Source organism: Cardinium endosymbiont of Oedothorax gibbosus (assembly GCF_936981045.1).
Lineage (GTDB): Bacteria > Bacteroidota > Bacteroidia > Cytophagales > Amoebophilaceae > Cardinium.
Genome location: NZ_OW441264.1, coordinates 1,120,894 through 1,137,202, shown reverse-complemented (window position 1 = coordinate 1,137,202; position 16,309 = coordinate 1,120,894). Strand labels below are relative to the sequence as shown.

17 protein-coding genes and 3 pseudogenes are annotated in these 16,309 nt (G+C 36.5%); 13 read left to right on the top strand and 7 right to left on the bottom strand.

Annotated features, from left to right (window positions below):
• Positions 1-259: 259 nt before the first annotated feature.
• From NBW36_RS05405 to htpG, 4 genes are all read left to right on the top strand, one after another.
• Positions 260-1,027: a ParA family protein gene (locus NBW36_RS05405; RefSeq protein ID WP_250238263.1), complete on the top strand. Its 768-nt coding sequence runs from the start codon at positions 260-262 to the stop codon at positions 1,025-1,027.
• Positions 1,028-1,042: 15 nt separating this feature from the next.
• Positions 1,043-1,939: a ParB/RepB/Spo0J family partition protein gene (locus tag NBW36_RS05400; RefSeq protein ID WP_250238262.1), complete on the top strand. Its 897-nt coding sequence runs from the start codon at positions 1,043-1,045 to the stop codon at positions 1,937-1,939.
• A 75-nt stretch (positions 1,940-2,014) separates the two neighbouring features.
• Positions 2,015-2,572 carry a DUF5683 domain-containing protein gene (locus NBW36_RS05395; RefSeq protein ID WP_250238261.1) on the top strand — a complete coding sequence of 186 codons (558 nt, stop codon included), beginning with the start codon at positions 2,015-2,017 and terminating at the stop codon, positions 2,570-2,572.
• 464 nt (positions 2,573-3,036) lie between these two features.
• A complete protein-coding gene (htpG, locus tag NBW36_RS05390; protein ID WP_250238260.1) occupies positions 3,037-4,848 on the top strand; it encodes a molecular chaperone HtpG in 1,812 nt (603 codons plus the stop codon).
• Between the two features lie 301 nt (positions 4,849-5,149).
• On the opposite strand, the gene NBW36_RS05385 is transcribed toward htpG, so the two are convergent.
• Together NBW36_RS05385 and NBW36_RS05380 are read right to left on the bottom strand one after the other, a co-directional pair.
• Positions 5,150-5,611, bottom strand: coding sequence for a type I restriction enzyme HsdR N-terminal domain-containing protein (locus NBW36_RS05385; protein WP_250238259.1), 462 nt, complete (start codon positions 5,609-5,611; stop codon positions 5,150-5,152).
• Between the two features lie 17 nt (positions 5,612-5,628).
• Positions 5,629-6,498, bottom strand: coding sequence for a metal ABC transporter permease (locus tag NBW36_RS05380; RefSeq protein WP_250238258.1), 870 nt, complete (start codon positions 6,496-6,498; stop codon positions 5,629-5,631).
• 408 nt (positions 6,499-6,906) lie between these two features.
• On the opposite strand from NBW36_RS05380, the gene tmk reads away from it, so the two are divergent.
• On the top strand, positions 6,907-7,563 hold the full coding sequence (tmk, locus tag NBW36_RS05375) for a dTMP kinase (RefSeq protein ID WP_250238256.1): 657 nt from the start codon (positions 6,907-6,909) through the stop codon (positions 7,561-7,563).
• 207 nt (positions 7,564-7,770) lie between these two features.
• Positions 7,771-8,682 (top strand): polyprenyl diphosphate synthase, encoded by a 912-nt coding sequence (uppS, locus tag NBW36_RS05370; RefSeq protein ID WP_250238254.1) that lies wholly within the window; start codon positions 7,771-7,773, stop codon positions 8,680-8,682.
• Positions 8,683-8,847: 165 nt separating this feature from the next.
• Here uppS and NBW36_RS05365 read toward each other — a convergent pair whose 3' ends face one another.
• Positions 8,848-9,576 (bottom strand): BPL-N domain-containing protein, encoded by a 729-nt coding sequence (locus tag NBW36_RS05365; protein WP_250238252.1) that lies wholly within the window; start codon positions 9,574-9,576, stop codon positions 8,848-8,850.
• Positions 9,577-9,734: 158 nt separating this feature from the next.
• On the opposite strand from NBW36_RS05365, the pseudogene NBW36_RS05360 reads away from it, so the two are divergent.
• Positions 9,735-10,064, top strand: a pseudogene (locus NBW36_RS05360) (IS982 family transposase); the annotation flags it as partial.
• Positions 10,065-10,206: 142 nt separating this feature from the next.
• Here the strand turns inward: NBW36_RS05360 and NBW36_RS05355 are convergent.
• Together NBW36_RS05355 and NBW36_RS05350 are read right to left on the bottom strand one after the other, a co-directional pair.
• Entirely contained in the window at positions 10,207-10,371 is a 165-nt protein-coding gene (locus NBW36_RS05355; RefSeq protein ID WP_250238250.1) for a hypothetical protein, read from the bottom strand.
• Between the two features lie 95 nt (positions 10,372-10,466).
• Positions 10,467-11,162, bottom strand: a pseudogene (locus tag NBW36_RS05350) (DUF4158 domain-containing protein); the annotation flags it as partial.
• Between the two features lie 290 nt (positions 11,163-11,452).
• On the opposite strand from NBW36_RS05350, the gene NBW36_RS05345 reads away from it, so the two are divergent.
• The 4 genes from NBW36_RS05345 (at position 11,453) to NBW36_RS05335 (ending at position 13,152) form a co-directional block, all read left to right on the top strand.
• A complete protein-coding gene (locus NBW36_RS05345; protein WP_250238248.1) occupies positions 11,453-11,917 on the top strand; it encodes a recombinase family protein in 465 nt (154 codons plus the stop codon).
• Positions 11,917-12,030, top strand: coding sequence for a helix-turn-helix domain-containing protein (locus NBW36_RS05675; RefSeq protein ID WP_369127319.1), 114 nt, complete (start codon positions 11,917-11,919; stop codon positions 12,028-12,030). The genes NBW36_RS05345 and NBW36_RS05675 overlap by 1 nt, the downstream gene beginning before the upstream one ends.
• A gap of 121 nt (positions 12,031-12,151) precedes the next feature.
• Complete coding sequence (locus tag NBW36_RS05340) at positions 12,152-12,334, top strand: hypothetical protein (RefSeq protein WP_250238246.1); 183 nt, start codon at positions 12,152-12,154, stop codon at positions 12,332-12,334.
• Positions 12,335-12,444: 110 nt separating this feature from the next.
• Complete coding sequence (locus NBW36_RS05335; RefSeq protein ID WP_250239027.1) at positions 12,445-13,152, top strand: IS6 family transposase; 708 nt, start codon at positions 12,445-12,447, stop codon at positions 13,150-13,152.
• A gap of 69 nt (positions 13,153-13,221) precedes the next feature.
• Here the strand turns inward: NBW36_RS05335 and NBW36_RS05330 are convergent, their stop codons facing one another.
• Both NBW36_RS05330 and NBW36_RS05325 read right to left on the bottom strand, forming a co-directional pair.
• Positions 13,222-14,439, bottom strand: coding sequence for a trans-sulfuration enzyme family protein (locus NBW36_RS05330; RefSeq protein WP_250238245.1), 1,218 nt, complete (start codon positions 14,437-14,439; stop codon positions 13,222-13,224).
• An 88-nt stretch (positions 14,440-14,527) separates the two neighbouring features.
• Positions 14,528-15,235 (bottom strand): IS6 family transposase, encoded by a 708-nt coding sequence (locus NBW36_RS05325; protein WP_250239181.1) that lies wholly within the window; start codon positions 15,233-15,235, stop codon positions 14,528-14,530.
• 61 nt (positions 15,236-15,296) lie between these two features.
• On the opposite strand from NBW36_RS05325, the pseudogene NBW36_RS05320 reads away from it, so the two are divergent.
• Positions 15,297-15,485, top strand: a pseudogene (locus tag NBW36_RS05320) (IS4-like element ISWosp8 family transposase); the annotation flags it as partial.
• 45 nt (positions 15,486-15,530) lie between these two features.
• The gene (locus NBW36_RS05315) at positions 15,531-16,238 is read left to right on the top strand and encodes an IS6 family transposase (protein WP_250239181.1); all 708 of its coding nucleotides are present in this window, start codon (positions 15,531-15,533) and stop codon (positions 16,236-16,238) included.
• Positions 16,239-16,309: the final 71 nt, after the last annotated feature.

Sequence of the window (16,309 nt, the reverse complement as noted above, 5' to 3'; positions counted from 1 at the left end):
TTTTTGATATATTTTTATTTTTTCATAGATTGGGGTGATTAACACAGCATATGGTATGATAATCATAAGGTAATGAGATCCCTTTATGGTTTAATGCCCATTTTATTTTTTCGATATGTTTATAACATTGGTTTTATTTTTTTTACTTGATTTTTATTTTTTCAGGTACTGAATGCCCTTGTAATCGGGAAATAGAAAAACGGGGATTTGGGAATAATCTGATCATTAGTAAAATTTATGCGAGTAAATCGCAGTGTTTATGGGAAAAATCGTAGCGATTGTAAATCAGAAAGGTGGCGTTGGCAAAACTACTACTGCTATAAACCTGGCAGCAAGTCTTGCCATATTAGAAAAGAAAACCCTTCTTATTGATATTGATCCACAGGCAAACGCAACTTCTGGAGTAGGTATTAAGCCGGAAGAAGTGGAACACAGCATCTACGAATGCATTGTGGAGGCTGTAGACCCCAAACTATTGATTCAACCAACCAGTATACCTAATTTGGATCTTTTGCCTTCCCATATCAACTTAGTGGGTGCAGAAGTGGAAATGGTCAACTTTAAGAATAGAGAAGGTCGCATCAGAGAAGCCCTAAAGCCTATAATGCGAACTTATGACTACATTATAGTGGACTGTGCGCCCTCCTTGGGCTTAATCACCATCAATGCGCTTACCGCTGCAGATTCTTTAATCATACCGGTTCAGTGTGAATACTTTGCATTAGAAGGGTTAGGAAAGCTATTAAATACAACTAAGATCATCCAATCTCGGCTGAATCCTAATCTGGAAATCGAGGGTATATTGATGACGATGTATGATGCGAGGCTCCGTCTGGCCAACCAAATTGTAGCAGAGGTTAAGAAGCATTTTCAAAGCATGGTCTTTGAAACCATTATTCCAAGAAATATCAAATTAAGTGAAGCACCAAGCTTTGGTATGCCGGCCATTATTTATGATTCGGATAGTAAAGGAGCGGTTAGTTATCTTAGTCTTGCTGAAGAAATTGCTAGCAGCGCTAAGAAGTAATTTATGATTTAAAATATGGAGCCTACAAAAGGAAAGCGAGTCCTAGGTAGAGGGTTAAGTGCTCTGTTGCAGGGGGCACATACAGAAGCCCCTTCTGATGCTACTGAGCATTTTTTTAAAATGATTCAGATCGCATCCATTGCCATCAATCCTTTCCAACCTCGACAAGACTTTAACCAAGCAACACTCAATGAATTAAGCTCATCCATAAAATTACATGGCATTATACAACCGCTTACTGTACGCAAAATAGACCATCACGTCTACCAGTTAATATCTGGAGAACGACGCTTACGTGCTGCTAAATTAGCGGGCTTAGAAGAGGTACCAGCTTATATACGTACTACTGAAGATCTGCATATGCTAGAGGTAGCACTTATTGAAAACATCCAACGTCAATCATTAAATGCAATTGAAATCGCGCTGAGCTATCAACGCTTGCTAACAGACTGTAAACTAACGCAGGAAGCATTAGCAGAACGGGTGGGCAAAGATAGAACAACTGTTAACAATTACCTTCGGTTGCTTAAATTGCCTCCTGATATTCAAATTGCGCTTCGAGACCAAAAAATTTCTATGGGTCATGCAAGGGCTCTGATTAATCTTCAGACGCCAGAAACACAGTTAAGTGTATTGAAAAAGATCCTAGAAGGAGCCCTTTCTGTACGAGAAGTGGAAAAATTGGTGCAAGATCTGTCTACTACCAACCATTTGAAAAAGCCAACGATTAAAACACAACTTAATCCTTCTTTTAAAGCCAGTCTAAAAAATACAACCACGCAATTAACCCAACAATTCAATGCAAAGGTAATTATAAAAGCAGATGCACAAAAGCAAGGTGAAATTAAAATTCTATTTGATTCTGAAGAAGAATTAAGAAGAATTGTTGCTATGATTTCGAATACAAAATAAGATATGAAGGTGCGCTATAATTTCTCTTTAATGGTAATAGGATGTTTACACTTTTCCTACCCTAGTCAGGCTGTTATGCTGCCGCACAAGCCTATTGTACCGGATTTTTCCAACGGATCTCCTAGGTTGTATACCATACAAAATGGGTACAATCGTTCAACTTCTAGTAAGGTAGATGAAGTGGAATTATTGCGTAAAACTATGCATATAGAGGCTATGGTACAACGTTCTTGGATTGGTTCCATGGTGGTTCCTGGCTTGGGGCAAGTGTATAACAAAGATTACTGGAAAGTGCCTTGCTTTTATTTGGGTTTTGCCTTGGTTGGCCATAGGATCTATTCAGAACACCAAGAAATGAATAAACATAAGCGAGATTTACTTATAAATGGTGGTGATAAACCAAATCCTGCATACACCGAGAAACGTATTCAAGAATGTAAGCGTACACGTGACCTATTTATTATAATTGCAAGTGCTTGGTACTTATTGAGTATATTGGACGCTTATGCAGGAGGACATGACAAAACGGTTAATTTTAAAGACGATATTGGAACAAAATCCACTTCAAAATCCACTGCTGTTCTGCAGCCAACTGCTACTACGTCAATAGATAAGCGTTCTTTGCCGCAATAGGACCAATCAGGTCATAGATTGGATAACAGCATTTTATAATCCCCCCAAATAGATAGGCTGTCATAAAAGCATGTGTATGATACATTGGCATGGTTTTTGTCGCTCAATAGCTAGTAAGGTTGCGTAAAAGCTAGAAAGTTCACTACTAACGTGAGTTCGGGGTTTATTTGACTGATTTACAACAATTTAATATCAATTATTTAGTTAATATTTGCACCTATTTAACAAGTTTTTATATCTAATTTTATAAATATAATATATATAATAAACTGATTACCAGAATTATTTGTTATTCAACTACCTATTTAACTGTCTATAAAATAAATTTTATAAATTTTTATTGATATTGATTATCAAATGAAAAAATAATCTATCCCGAACTTAGGTTGCTAGTGTAGATACTTAACCAGGCCTCATACTATACAATACAGCATAAATAGATTTAACCTAAATAAATATCAACCATGAACGAAAAAGGAACCATATCGGTACATACTGAGCACATCTTTCCGATTATTAAAAAATTTCTTTATTCCGATCAAGACATTTTCCTAAGGGAATTAGTAGCCAATGGGGTAGACGCGGTTCAAAAGCTTAAAAAGCTAGGCGCTATGGGCCTCTATGAGGGTGCTATAGATACATTACAGGTAGAGGTACTGCTTGACGCATCTGCCAAAACACTGACGATTAAAGACGATGGATTAGGCATGACGGCCGATGAAATCAAGCAATATATCAACCAAATTGCTTTTTCTGGTGCTGCTGCATTTGTAGAAAAATATAAAGAACAAGTAGATCAACACCAACTCATTGGCTTTTTTGGGTTGGGCTTTTACTCAGCCTTTATGGTAGCTAAAAAAGTTGAAATTATTACGAAATCATATCAAGCAAGTTCCCAAGCCACCCATTGGAGCTGTGATGGCAGCACCAATTTTGAAATACATCCTACTGAAAAAAGTGAAGTAGGCACAGAGGTTATTTTGCACCTTGCCGAAGATGGCGAAGAATTTTTGAAACCAAAGCGCATTCACGCTATTTTAGATAAACATTGCCGCTTTTTACCGATAGAAATCGTATTCGATAAAAAAGTGATCAATGATACCATGCCATTATGGATCAAACGACCATCAGATTTACAACCAGAAGACTATCTTAAATTTTATAAAGAACTCTATCCTTTTGCAGAAGAGCCGCTTTTCTGGATTCACCTAAGCATTGACTACCCATTTACATTAACAGGCATACTTTATTTTCCTAAAGCGGCCAATTATTTTACGCAAAAAGAAACCATTCAACTTTATGCAAGACAGGTGTTTATTACCAATGATGTAAAAGAAGTTATTCCAGACTTTTTACGCTTGCTACATGGTATTATTGACTCACCTGATATACCGCTAAACGTATCCAGAAGTGCTTTACAAGCAGATAGCAATGTTAAAAAAATTAATACATACATTGCTAAAAAGGTAGCAGAAAAGCTCGAAACACTTTTTGGGAAAGATCGTAAAGCTTACGAAGCCAAATGGAATGATATCTCCCTATTTATCAAATATGGTATGATAACCGATCCTAAGTTTGATGAAAGGATAAGGGAAATTGTACTATTGCAAAACACAACGGACCACTACTATACCATAGCCGAGTACAAAGATAAAATAGCTAAAAATCAAGTTGATAAAGACGGAAATTTGGTCTTACTCTATACAACAGATCCTAACAAACATGCTACCTATTTACAATCCGCACAACAAAAAGGATATGATGTGTTGGTCCTGAATGGCCAGATTGATGCAAACTTTATTAATTTTTCTGAACACAAATTAGACAAGGTTATATTCAAAGGTATTGACACCGATACCATCGGTAACCTCATTCAAAAAGAAGAAGTAGTTGCACATACCCTTACAGAAGAAGAAAGAGAAAGGTTAAAATCTATTTATGAAACCACTATTGGCACTGAGCAAACTACTTGGAATGTAGCCGCCATGTTACCAGAGGAGCTACCTGTGGCCTTTATAACTTCCGAGCATTTGAAGCGTATGGCACAATTTACACGAGGAAATGAGGGTAAACAAAAGACTTTCCGTTCCATACATGCAGCCATTAACGGAAATCATCCTTTGGCAAAAAAAATCCTCACTATTAGTGATCAAACTGTACAAAAAGCATTGGTAGAACAGGCCTATCACTTAGGCCTACTGGCACAGGGTCTTTTAGAAGGTGCATCGCTTGCTGCGTTTATAAAAGGTTATACAGATAGCTTACTAAATGCATAGCCATCAGTGGATAGATTAACTTTTCGAAGCCTGCGTACCTATTATAGCCCCTTTTTTCCAAGGGGCGTTTTTGCACCTTATTTTGTAGGATTGCCATGTAGCTGAATGGATCCTTAACTTTTTATTGAATTATTTTTTAATTTCGATCAAAAAGTATTAAACTTGATAGGGCAAGCCGGTACGGCTAGCTCCTACTGAATCCCCCAGGTCTGGAAAGAAGCAATGGTAAGGTGGTTGTAGCAGCGCGATACTCGGCTTGTTTTTTATGCACCCATATAGTACTCGTTCAGCTATAAGCAGGCTAACCAGTCATTGCACAGGTTTGATAGGTTGGAATATTTCTTATTGCCTGAAATTGGCCTCGGTTTGCTTCCCACTTCCAACAAAAATGGTCTATACCATTGGTAACTAGTAGATAATCTACAGCAAGCTGTCGATTGTATTGCATCATTTGCCCTAGGGTTTTGTTGGTCAGTGTGATGTAGGGGGCTTTACATTCTACAACCATTTTAGCAACTCCAAGTTTATCGCGCAGTATGATATCAGGTCTATAATACCTTGTGCCTCTATATATTCTTTTTTCCAAACAGCACAATCCCTTGGGATATGAACGGTGATGAATCAAGTAATGCAACATATGCTGGCGTACCCATTCTTCTGGGGTAAGCAATACATATTTTTTACGCACCAGGTCTAAAATATACGTTTTATCTAATACTTGTTTGGTCTTATAATCAAAGCAAGGCAAGGTAAGTAGCATCATATACAATTACAATATATTTACGCATTTTTTCTGGACACTCGACAATACCAAGAAATAAGAAAAGAAAAATAGGCTATCAGTGACATAATGAGTACAATCCAAGGCCCAGTAGGCATAGAAGGTATCATATAGGAAATAAAGGTGCCTGCTAAGGAAGAAAGCAGCGCCATCAAAGTAGCAAATAGCATGATGTAGGCCATCTTAACCGTCCAGAATCGTGCAGTAGCAGCTGGCGTAATGAGCATAGCACTCATCAATACTACACCTACCGCCCTTATGCCAATTACAATGGCAAGCACCATTAAACTAGTAAACAAAAAATCTATTTTTTTAACAGGCAGTCCTATCGACTGGGCAAAAAGGCGATCAAAGGCAATGACCATAAATTCCTTGAAAAACAAAAATAAAACTAAAACGATGATGCAACTCAACCAGAGCAATACAATAACATCCTCCTGCAGTAGGGTGGCGGCACTGCCTAATAAAAATGATTTCAACCCTCCTTGATTTGCTTGACCACTATTTTGCAACATAGATAGTAAAAAACTACCAAATCCAAAAGCTACGGAAGACACAATAGCAATGGCTGCATCTTGCTTTATTTTTGAATGAGCTGTGATTTGATTGATCACTATGGAGGCCAACCAACCTGTAACAAAAGCACTTATAATAAGCCAAATGGAATTTTTCTCTCCGGTTAGCAAAAAAGCCAAACAGATACCGGGCAGTACGGCATGCGCAATGGCATCACTGATTAAGGTCTTTCTTTTTAGAAGGGCGAATGCACCAATCATAGCGCTACTAGTACTCAGCAAAATGGTTCCCAATAACACGTTGCGCACATTAGGGTCAGAAAGGGAAAAAAAATCTTGAATAGCGCTCATCATTTATAAAATTATTCCCGCACTACTTTATCACTGAATGGCCGGGCTACAATATACCTAATTTTAAGGGAAACTGAATTTTTTAATAGGTAGTGGATTTATTTGTATTTTTAGGTGGTACATTTTTAGCCTTAATCGTAAAACTAGTATATGGGTATCTATTCAGCGGTATGGCCATGCTACGAAAAAAATAAAAAACGCCCCTTGTAAAAAGTTGCAATCAGAAAGCATACCTTGCAGCTGATCAAAAAAACAGTTTAATGAAGGCCACAGGGTCGCTTCTGTTTTTCCAGCTGTAAGGGGGGATTGTAGCAACTTTTTGCACAGGGCTTGATTTTTCGCACACTTCTTTATCAAGAAAAAAGTGTGATATAAATGCCTTTTTTACCACTGACTTGAACAGATACGTATATGGGACATTTAATAAACCGTAAACGACGTGACCAATTTATTCTAGTTATTGAAGGCGTAGACTTTTCTGGGAAAACGACTTTGGCGCACCAAATCCAATCTATCTTAACCAATCAATCTTATCGTGTAAAGTTGCTACACGACCCTAAAGGGAGTAAAAATTCGGAAGTGATTTGGGAAACCATCTTAGCCCTTAAAAATAAAGATGCCCATCCTATTACAGAATTCTTTCTCTTTTTAGCAGCACGCCATGAACTGATCTACAAAGAAGCATTGGTAGCTGATGTAGATGTAATCATATTCGATCGATTTATTTTTTCTACTATAGCCTATCAACTAACGCATAAACCTGATTATTGGGAGCCCTTTTTAACAATGCACCGTATTTTTTCTGGCTTAATACCAGATCTATGTATATACTGTGATATCGGCTTTAATAGCTTCCAATCGCGCAACCAGATCAGAAACAAGCAGGACTCATTTGATCAAATGTCCCAAAAGCGCTTTGAATCCATTAAACAGGCTTACAAGCAAGCGCTCCAACTGAAACTATGTCCCTATCTTCAGATCAATCAAGAGGAGGATGATATTTCTGAATTCATCAAAACCATTATAGCACATATTTCAATGCAACGACCACACTTACGATCAAGCTAAATCATTCTTCCTATCAACTACTGTGCACAATTATACAGGAAAATATATCAAATTACCTTTTGGCCGCATTATATTTTTTATTAAATTGCGCCTGCTTCCTCACCAGTAGTTCATGAGACCCTACCTCTATACTTTTTTTGTGTTGGATAATGTTGATTTAAGATAAAAAGAAGATACTTATATTAGATGCGTAACCCGTTTCCTATCATGGCAGATAAAAAAAAATCATTTTCCCTTATTTCAGCGAATCTATTTAGCAAAATTTTTATAATTTGCATATTACCACTCACACTACTGCCTGGGTATACCTCTTCTTCTAAATGTGATGCAAACCCATCACACAGCTTACAAAAAAAGCCAAAACATATTGCGATTATTATGGATGGTAATGGCAGATGGGGAAAAAAAGAAACAGGAGATAGATCTTATGGACATAAAAACGCAAAAAAGGCTGTAAATGAGGTAATAACTGCATGTTTAGAAGAAGGCATTTCCTATTTAACGCTCTATGCTTTTTCTACTGAAAATTGGAACCGACCAGAGCAAGAAATAAATACCATTTTTAGAGTGATTACTGAAGGTATTGATGAGAATATCGACCTTTTTACTGAACATAACATTAAATTTCGTGTTGTAGGAGATACAGAAGGGATACCTAGTTTTTGCTGGAGTAAATTAAAAGAGGCAATAGAACTTACAAAGGATAATACTAAGTTACACTTAACGGTTGCCATCAACTACGGAGGGCAAGCAGAAGCAGTAGCTGCCTCAGAGGCTATAGCAAAGGATTGCTTAATGAAAACAATTCATGCATTTCTAAATAAGGGATTTAATCGTAATGCTCGTTTTGAAGACTTTATACAATTTGCACATGATTATCATGTTAAGATTACACCAGATATATATAAGGAACATTTAAATACAGGAGAATTACCCGATATTGACCTACTAATACGTACAGGTGGGCAAAAACGCATAAGTAATTTTTTACCCTGGCAATCTGCTTATGCAGAGCTATATTTTACAGATGAATATTGGCCGGCCTTCACAAAAGAGCGACTGACAAAAGCGGTAATCTTCTACCAAAAGCAGAAGCGGAACTTCGGTCGCGTGTTGTAAAATACTCCAGCAAAAAATAAAGCCCTGTGCAAAGCCGCGCAGTTTTTCAAAAAATTACCCAGGGGCCGCAAAGATATCGTGTTGTTTTGCAGCTTTTAGATGGATTGGTGTTTTTGCTTATTGCTTGGGTAGTGTTTCCCGAAGGTTGAATAGAATACAGTAGGATTACCCAACGGACAATAGGGCCAATATATGTTTAAACAGCTTCACTCTTTGTTCATTATACTGCTTTAAGGTGTTCCGAATATGCTTAAGGGCTTGGTGTTGCATCATACAAGGATCATACTCCAGGTGGACACCGCTTAAAACTACGCTACCTAGACCATAACTGCACTTGATTATAGCTGCTTTTCCATTTGTATAACCAGCTATGACTACTGTATCTGTTATGTTTTCCGCATCAACAAAATAGCCTCCACCATTATAATAGACATAACAATCTTTTTCATCTGTACTATAAGTGATTAGAACACGTGCAGCAGATGCGCCTTTATGCGATCCATAATAATAGGGCGCTAATACGGGTCCCTTTACGACGCCTTGAAATAAACCAAGCGCTCTGGGACCTACTACCTCAATTGGGGTAGCTTCCGCAAACACTACATATGTCCCACTATAATAACCACCTGCACAGATTCCTAGAAAGTTGCCACCACCTGACACATAATCTTGTATGCGTTTGTTACCTTTACCTGCTAAGCTTTCTATATAACAGAGATCTCTTCCTCCTGGCAGAATGAACAAACGGGTACCTTCAAGCCCATTCCCTTCTATAATTTCTAACGCAGAAACATACTCTACTGAATAACTTTTAGGTATATAAAACTTTAGGCTATATAAACAATGCTGCGCACTTTCTTTAGAAACCCCTATATCATTATAGATTTTTATCACCTTACCTCAAGATCAATCTCTATAGCCTACATAGACTTGCATCATGCTTATAACCTAAGTTCGGGATTAGCTTGTTAAAAAATAGCTTTAAAAAGCTCCTTTGTGTTTTAAATTTGGAGATAAAAAAATACTAACCAGATTATCCAAAGGAGCCAGTTATGAATGTAGAAAAATTAGTTGAAATATATTATGCTGTTGATGAATTTTTCATAAAGTTTATGCCGTATATGGAAAAACAACTGTTAACCAACTCTAAAAGAAAACCCACTAGAACTTGTTCATTAACTTTGGGTGAAATAATGACTGTTCTTATTGCCTTTCATGTGATTGGTTTTAGAAATTTTAAGTCTTATTATATTCATTTACAGCAATTTCATTCTAGTAAATTTGGAAAGTTAGTAAGCTAGAATAGATTTATAGAACTGATCCAAAGAACGTTAGTTCCCTTGTACTGTTTTACACAAAGTCTTTCTAAAACAAAAACAGGTTATTAACGTGAGTTCGGGATTAGATTATTTTTTCATTTGATAATCAATATTAATAAAAATTTATAAAATTTGTTTTATAGACAGTTAAATAGGTAGTTGAATAATAAATAATTCTGATAATCAGTTTATTATATTTATAAAATTAGATATAAAAACTTGTTAAATAGGTGCAAATATTAACTAAATAATTGATATTAAATTTTTGTAAATCAATTAAATAAATCCCGAACTCACGTATATACGGCATAAACTTTATGAAAAATTCATCAACAGCATAATATATTTCAACTAATTTTTCTACATTCATAACTGGCTCCTTTGGATAATCTGGTTAGTATTTTTTTATCTCCAAATTTAAAACACAAAGGAGCTTTTTAAAGCTATTTTTTAACAAGCTAATCCCGAACTTAGGTTATTAATATGTTCGAGCATATGACGTGAATTCGGCTTGGATGGAGATTTCCGTAACCAAGACAGCCAAGTCATTTTACTCTCCTCTTTGCGCTTTAGCAGTTCATCCAAACGAAGGAGATGAGATGGCAGTAAAGAATCAGTTAACGATGCATAAATACGCCGGTTAGCACGAGATACAGATTCTGAGCAAATTCGGTCTATAGCGTTTATAACTGGCAGGATTATGCTCTTTTTCCGAAGAGTTTCGATCAACAAGCTGGCCAAAATGATCCCTTTGTCTGTCTGAAGGGCTAACTCCGTTAAGGTATCCAACGATTCTCTATAGTGACTCATCTTGAAAGGTTTAAATCTAAAAATAACTTGTAAATCAATCAAATGATCCCTTCTTGTCTGTTCGCTCTTACCATACTTATTCCAATTTTCTTCTGAAATCTTCAGTTGAGATGCAACTATTTGCAATAAGGTGTTAGACGGGCGCTCACCAACTCCCAAAATGATGCCAGGAAATCGCAAGTAAAAAAGTTGTACAGCGAAACCCAGTCGATTAGCCGAACCACGATGGTGATGGATAACAGATAAGTCATGAGTATCCAACGTATAATACTGGATCAGTGTTTCTTTGTCATCTGGAAGTGCCAGAAGAGTTTCACGATCAATGGTAGAAAGGATTGAGCGGCGTGGCATGTTTAGTTTGATTAAATATACTGGAATAAGGTTTCTCAACTGATATCAAATTGACCAACTAGGAATAGAGGGACAAAATCAGCCAAAAATTATAATTTCTACTGCATCCCTAAATTCATTATAGATTCCTGAATAAGCTTCCCTATTTTGCGAATAGATTTATCTTAACAAACGAGCGTTTATTGAGACACCTAAAACAGCCTCCTAAAATAGCTCATTAGTTGTATCATATTGCGATCGTAAAAAAAAAAATACTATAAACTCATTTTTTTTAGTATTTTTAAGAAAATATGGCAAAATTAGTTGGCTATGTCAGAGTCAGCACCCAAGATCAGGAAGTGCATCCTCAAGTTGACGCGCTTGCAAAAGCAGGTTCTGCAACAAATATGATTTTTATAGAAAAAATCTCAGGTGCTAAAGCGGAACGTCCAGGGTTAAAGAAATGTTTGGCCAGTTTAACTTCGGGTGATACCCTATTAGTCTGGCGATTAGATCGGCTTGGTCGCTCGATGCCTCATTTAGTTCATCTTATTGAACACTTATGTCAAAAAGGTATTGGATTTAGATTCTTGTGTGACGGGGCTATTGATACGACAACCGCTTCTGGAGAGTTAATCTTCAATATCTTTTCCTCTTTAACGCAATTCGAACGCCGTCTTGTCCAGGAACGAACGCGAGCAGGTTTAGAGCAGCACAAGCGCGTGGCAAGCAAGGTGGCCGAAAAAAAGTATCCTCTACAGATCCTAAAGTATTGATGGCTAAAAACATGCACAAGAATCATGGTATGGCCATTAATGATATCTGTAAAACATTAAAAATGTCTAGAGCAAGTTTTTATAGATATATTAATATCTATGATAATCAATAATATTGTTCAATAAATATATAACACTTTCAATTTCGTTGGCTATATAACACAAACTCACTTTTAATAAAAGTACCATATCTAAGGAAATTTAGGCGGATAAGAATATTAGCAGCTCCTTAACGTGCTTTATTTTCCTTTTTCTGAGGGGACCCCAAAAAGAAAGAGTCCAACAAGTGGCAGAAATAGCATTTATGTATTTCCAACGAAACAATCCCAACAAAGCATCCGTAATAGACTAAAATACCTGACTTGTAGAAGAGCACCAATCAAATCTCAAGCATTCATCGAGCAAATAAAACAGTAGTGTTACGATGGGTTAACTATTTTAAACATACGAATGCGAGTGAAGCGGTTCTGTCGCGTTTATTCTAAAAAATGATTATTTTAGTATCGATATTTAAAAAAGTAGTTATTATGTTTAATATTTCTCCCGAGTTATTACCATATTTTAAAGGTTATTGTTCTTCATCAGAAGTCATCCTGTTATTTGTATACATGAAGTGTCGTTTTTCCTTGAGCTATAGAGATTTGGAAGAGATGATGCGTATGAGAGGCGCAAGAGTTGATCATTCTACGCTACAGAGATGGGTTATTAAGTTTGTTCCTCTGATAGATAAAGCAGTAAGAAAAAGAAAACGACCAGTTGGTAGTAGTTGGAGAATGGATGAAACCTATGTTAAACTAAACGGGAAGTGGATCTATTTATATAGAGCAGTAGATCGTTATGGTGATACAGTTGACTTTTTTCTATCTGATCATAGAGACAAGTCTTCAACGCTTTCTTTTTTTCGCAAGGCGATCACAGAAAATAATATTCCTAAGAAAGTAGTAATTGACAAAAGCGGTAGTAATAAAGCTGCCCTTGATGCGATCAATACAGATCTTGATCAAGATCATACCATTCAAATATTGCAAAACAAATATTTGAATAATAGAGTTGAACAAGATCATAGGTTTATCAAAAAACGGATAAAACCTATGCTGGGTTTTAAGAATTTTTATTCTGCTTCCATTACTATTTCAGGGATAGAAAACATTCGTATGATTCAAAAAGGACAAGTAAGAGGAGCTAAAAATCATCTTTCTACTTTTGAGAACTTTGCTATCTTAATGGCCGCATAATATCCAAAATTTGACTTAAACGAAAAACCTATACTAAGAAAACTATAGACGCGACAGAACCCATCTCTTTTAGCATGCATTAAAGGTTGCTTCAAGTGCATCAATAAGATCTTGGATATCTTCAATCCCACAAGATACGCGTACAAAACCCTCGCTTATACCAATGGATTGAAGTTGTATAGCATCCATTGTCCCATTAGACATTACAGCAGGATAAGTAATCAAACTCTCTACTCCACCTAAATTGGCACCAAAACTCCATGGACGACGCAGTGCCTTCATAAATTTGCTGCTTGCATCCGCTCCTCCTTTCAGTACAAAGTATAACATACCACCATGTAGCCCATTACTATGTTGTCTATCTGCCAATGATTTTTGCGGAAAATCCGCCAATCCCGGATACCCCACCTTTGCTACCTTAGCATGTCCTGCTAAAAATATGGCAATCTGCGCGGCATTTATAGACTGTTCCCGTATGCGTAAGTGCATGGTCTTGATAGATTGTAAGGTCAAAAAGGCAACCATAGGACTCATAATACTCCCATGCCTATTCCTATAAGAAAAAATTGAAAGACCATCTTCTGCAGATGCACAAGCTGCTGCGCCACCAATAGTCATATTATGTCCGTCATAGTATTTAGTGGTAGATTGAATCACTATATCTGCACCAAATGTTAATGGACAAATCACCATAGGCGAGGCCAGTGTACTATCACAAACATGTTTCGCACCTACTTGCTGGGCCAATGTACTAACCGCAGCTAAATCGGTTAAAGTAAGCGTTGGATTGGTCGGATACTCTGAAAAAAGTACTTTCGTATTGGGTTGTATGGCAGCTTCTATTACAGCTAGATTGGTAAAATCTACAAAAGAACAGGTTACGCCAAGTTGGCCAAAAAGGTCACGTGCCACTTCTTGTGTAGTGGCATAACAACTATTTGAGAGTATACAGTGGTCCCTATGGCGTAAAAAAGTTGCCATGGTCGTGACAATGGCAGCCACCCCTGAACCAAAACAATAGGCAGTTTGTGCTTTTTCCAAAGTAGCAATCTTGGCTTCAAGTACTGCAACAGTAGGATTTCTTGAACCAGAATAGGAATGCCCCTTTGCTAGATAGGTTTCAATTGATTCTTGTACAAATACGGATGATTGAAAAATAGGTGTAAGAATGGCACCGGTATGTGATTCTGGACTAACACCAGCATGTACTACTTCAGTAGCTACCTGTAAATCGCTACTAGCCCATCTGTGCGTGCCAGAAGTGGAAGGTGGTAATGGATTGGACATGGCAAAAAAATAAAGTGAAATAAGATCGGTTCTGTCGCGTCTATAGTTTTCTTAGTATAGGTTTTTCGTTTAAGTCAAATTTTGGATATTATGCGGCCATTAAGATAGCAAAGTTCCCAAAAGTAGAAAGATGATTTTTAGCTCCTCTTACTTGTCCTTTTTGAATCATACGAATGTTTTCTATCCCTGAAATAGTAATGGAAGCAGAATAAAAATTCTTAAAACCCAGCATAGGTTTTATCCGTTTTTTGATAAACCTATGATCTTGTTCAACTCTATTATTCAAATATTTGTTTTGCAATATTTGAATGGTATGATCTTGATCAAGATCTGTATTGATCGCATCAAGGGCAGCTTTATTACTACCGCTTTTGTCAATTACTACTTTCTTAGGAATATTATTTTCTGTGATCGCCTTGCGAAAAAAAGAAAGCGTTGAAGACTTGTCTCTATGATCAGATAGAAAAAAGTCAACTGTATCACCATAACGATCTACTGCTCTATATAAATAGATCCACTTCCCGTTTAGTTTAACATAGGTTTCATCCATTTTCCAACTACTACCAATTGGTCGTTTTCTTTTTCTTACTGCTTTATCTATCAGAGGAACAAACTTAATAACCCATCTCTGTAGCGTAGAATGATCAACTCTTGCGCCTCTCATACGCATCATCTCTTCCAAATCTCTATAGCTCAAGGAAAAACGACACTTCATGTATACAAATAACAGGATGACTTCTGATGAAGAACAATAACCTTTAAAATATGGTAATAACTCGGGAGAAATATTAAACATAATAACTACTTTTTTAAATATCGATACTAAAATAATCATTTTTTAGAATAAACGCGACAGAACCGGATTTAAAGAATTATTGAATTTAAGCCTTCAAACAGCTTATCAAGGTGATACCTCATATGGAACATGGAGAGGTTATAGAGTTATTGCTGGAGATGGCTTCTCAGTTCGCTTGCCTGGTTCTCAAGAAATCGTCTCTAAGTTTGGTCGCCTTAACCCGAATGGAACGGTTCTGTCGCGTTTATTCTAAAAAATGATTATTTTAGTATCGGTATTTAAAAAAGTAGTTATTATGTTTAATATTTCTCCCGAGTTATTACCATATTTTAAAGGTTATTGTTCTTCATCAGAAGTTATCCTGTTATTTGTATACATGAAGTGTCGTTTTTCCTTGAGCTATAGAGATTTGGAAGAGATGATGCGTATGAGAGGCGCAAGAGTTGATCATTCTACGCTACAGAGATGGGTTATTAAGTTTGTTCCTCTGATAGATAAAGCAGTAAGAAAAAGAAAACGACCAATTGGTAGTAGTTGGAAAATGGATGAAACCTATGTTAAACTAAACGGGAAGTGGATCTATTTATATAGAGCAGTAGATCGTTATGGTGATACAGTTGACTTTTTTCTATCTGATCATAGAGACAAGTCTTCAACGCTTTCTTTTTTTCGCAAGGCGATCACAGAAAATAATATTCCTAAGAAAGTAGTAATTGACAAAAGCGGTAGTAATAAAGCTGCCCTTGATGCGATCAATACAGATCTTGATCAAGATCATACCATTCAAATATTGCAAAACAAATATTTGAATAATAGAGTTGAACAAGATCATAGGTTTATCAAAAAACGGATAAAACCTATGCTGGGTTTTAAGAATTTTTATTCTGCTTCCATTACTATTTCAGGGATAGAAAACATTCGTATGATTCAAAAAGGACAAGTAAGAGGAGCTAAAAATCATCTTTCTACTTTTGGGAACTTTGCTATCTTAATGGCCGCATAATATCCAAAATTTGACTTAAACGAAAAACCTATACTAAGAAAACTATAGACGCGACAGAACCCAAAAGACCC

What these genes read in the sequence shown, in the direction of transcription:
- NBW36_RS05675 (WP_369127319.1), top strand. Translation starts at nt 11,917, where the DNA reads ATGGCTAAAAACATGCACAAGAATCATGGTATGGCCATTAATGATATC.
- htpG (WP_250238260.1), top strand. Translation starts at nt 3,037, where the DNA reads ATGAACGAAAAAGGAACCATATCGGTACATACTGAGCACATCTTTCCG.
- NBW36_RS05405 (WP_250238263.1), top strand. Translation starts at nt 260, where the DNA reads ATGGGAAAAATCGTAGCGATTGTAAATCAGAAAGGTGGCGTTGGCAAA.
- NBW36_RS05325 (WP_250239181.1), bottom strand. Translation starts at nt 15,235, where the DNA reads ATGTTTAATATTTCTCCCGAGTTATTACCATATTTTAAAGGTTATTGT.
- NBW36_RS05315 (WP_250239181.1), top strand. Translation starts at nt 15,531, where the DNA reads ATGTTTAATATTTCTCCCGAGTTATTACCATATTTTAAAGGTTATTGT.
- NBW36_RS05330 (WP_250238245.1), bottom strand. Translation starts at nt 14,439, where the DNA reads ATGTCCAATCCATTACCACCTTCCACTTCTGGCACGCACAGATGGGCT.
- NBW36_RS05345 (WP_250238248.1), top strand. Translation starts at nt 11,453, where the DNA reads ATGGCAAAATTAGTTGGCTATGTCAGAGTCAGCACCCAAGATCAGGAA.
- NBW36_RS05380 (WP_250238258.1), bottom strand. Translation starts at nt 6,498, where the DNA reads ATGATGAGCGCTATTCAAGATTTTTTTTCCCTTTCTGACCCTAATGTG.
- NBW36_RS05335 (WP_250239027.1), top strand. Translation starts at nt 12,445, where the DNA reads ATGTTTAATATTTCTCCCGAGTTATTACCATATTTTAAAGGTTATTGT.
- NBW36_RS05400 (WP_250238262.1), top strand. Translation starts at nt 1,043, where the DNA reads ATGGAGCCTACAAAAGGAAAGCGAGTCCTAGGTAGAGGGTTAAGTGCT.
- NBW36_RS05355 (WP_250238250.1), bottom strand. Translation starts at nt 10,371, where the DNA reads ATGAATGTAGAAAAATTAGTTGAAATATATTATGCTGTTGATGAATTT.
- tmk (WP_250238256.1), top strand. Translation starts at nt 6,907, where the DNA reads ATGGGACATTTAATAAACCGTAAACGACGTGACCAATTTATTCTAGTT.
- NBW36_RS05385 (WP_250238259.1), bottom strand. Translation starts at nt 5,611, where the DNA reads ATGATGCTACTTACCTTGCCTTGCTTTGATTATAAGACCAAACAAGTA.
- uppS (WP_250238254.1), top strand. Translation starts at nt 7,771, where the DNA reads ATGGCAGATAAAAAAAAATCATTTTCCCTTATTTCAGCGAATCTATTT.
- NBW36_RS05395 (WP_250238261.1), top strand. Translation starts at nt 2,015, where the DNA reads ATGCTGCCGCACAAGCCTATTGTACCGGATTTTTCCAACGGATCTCCT.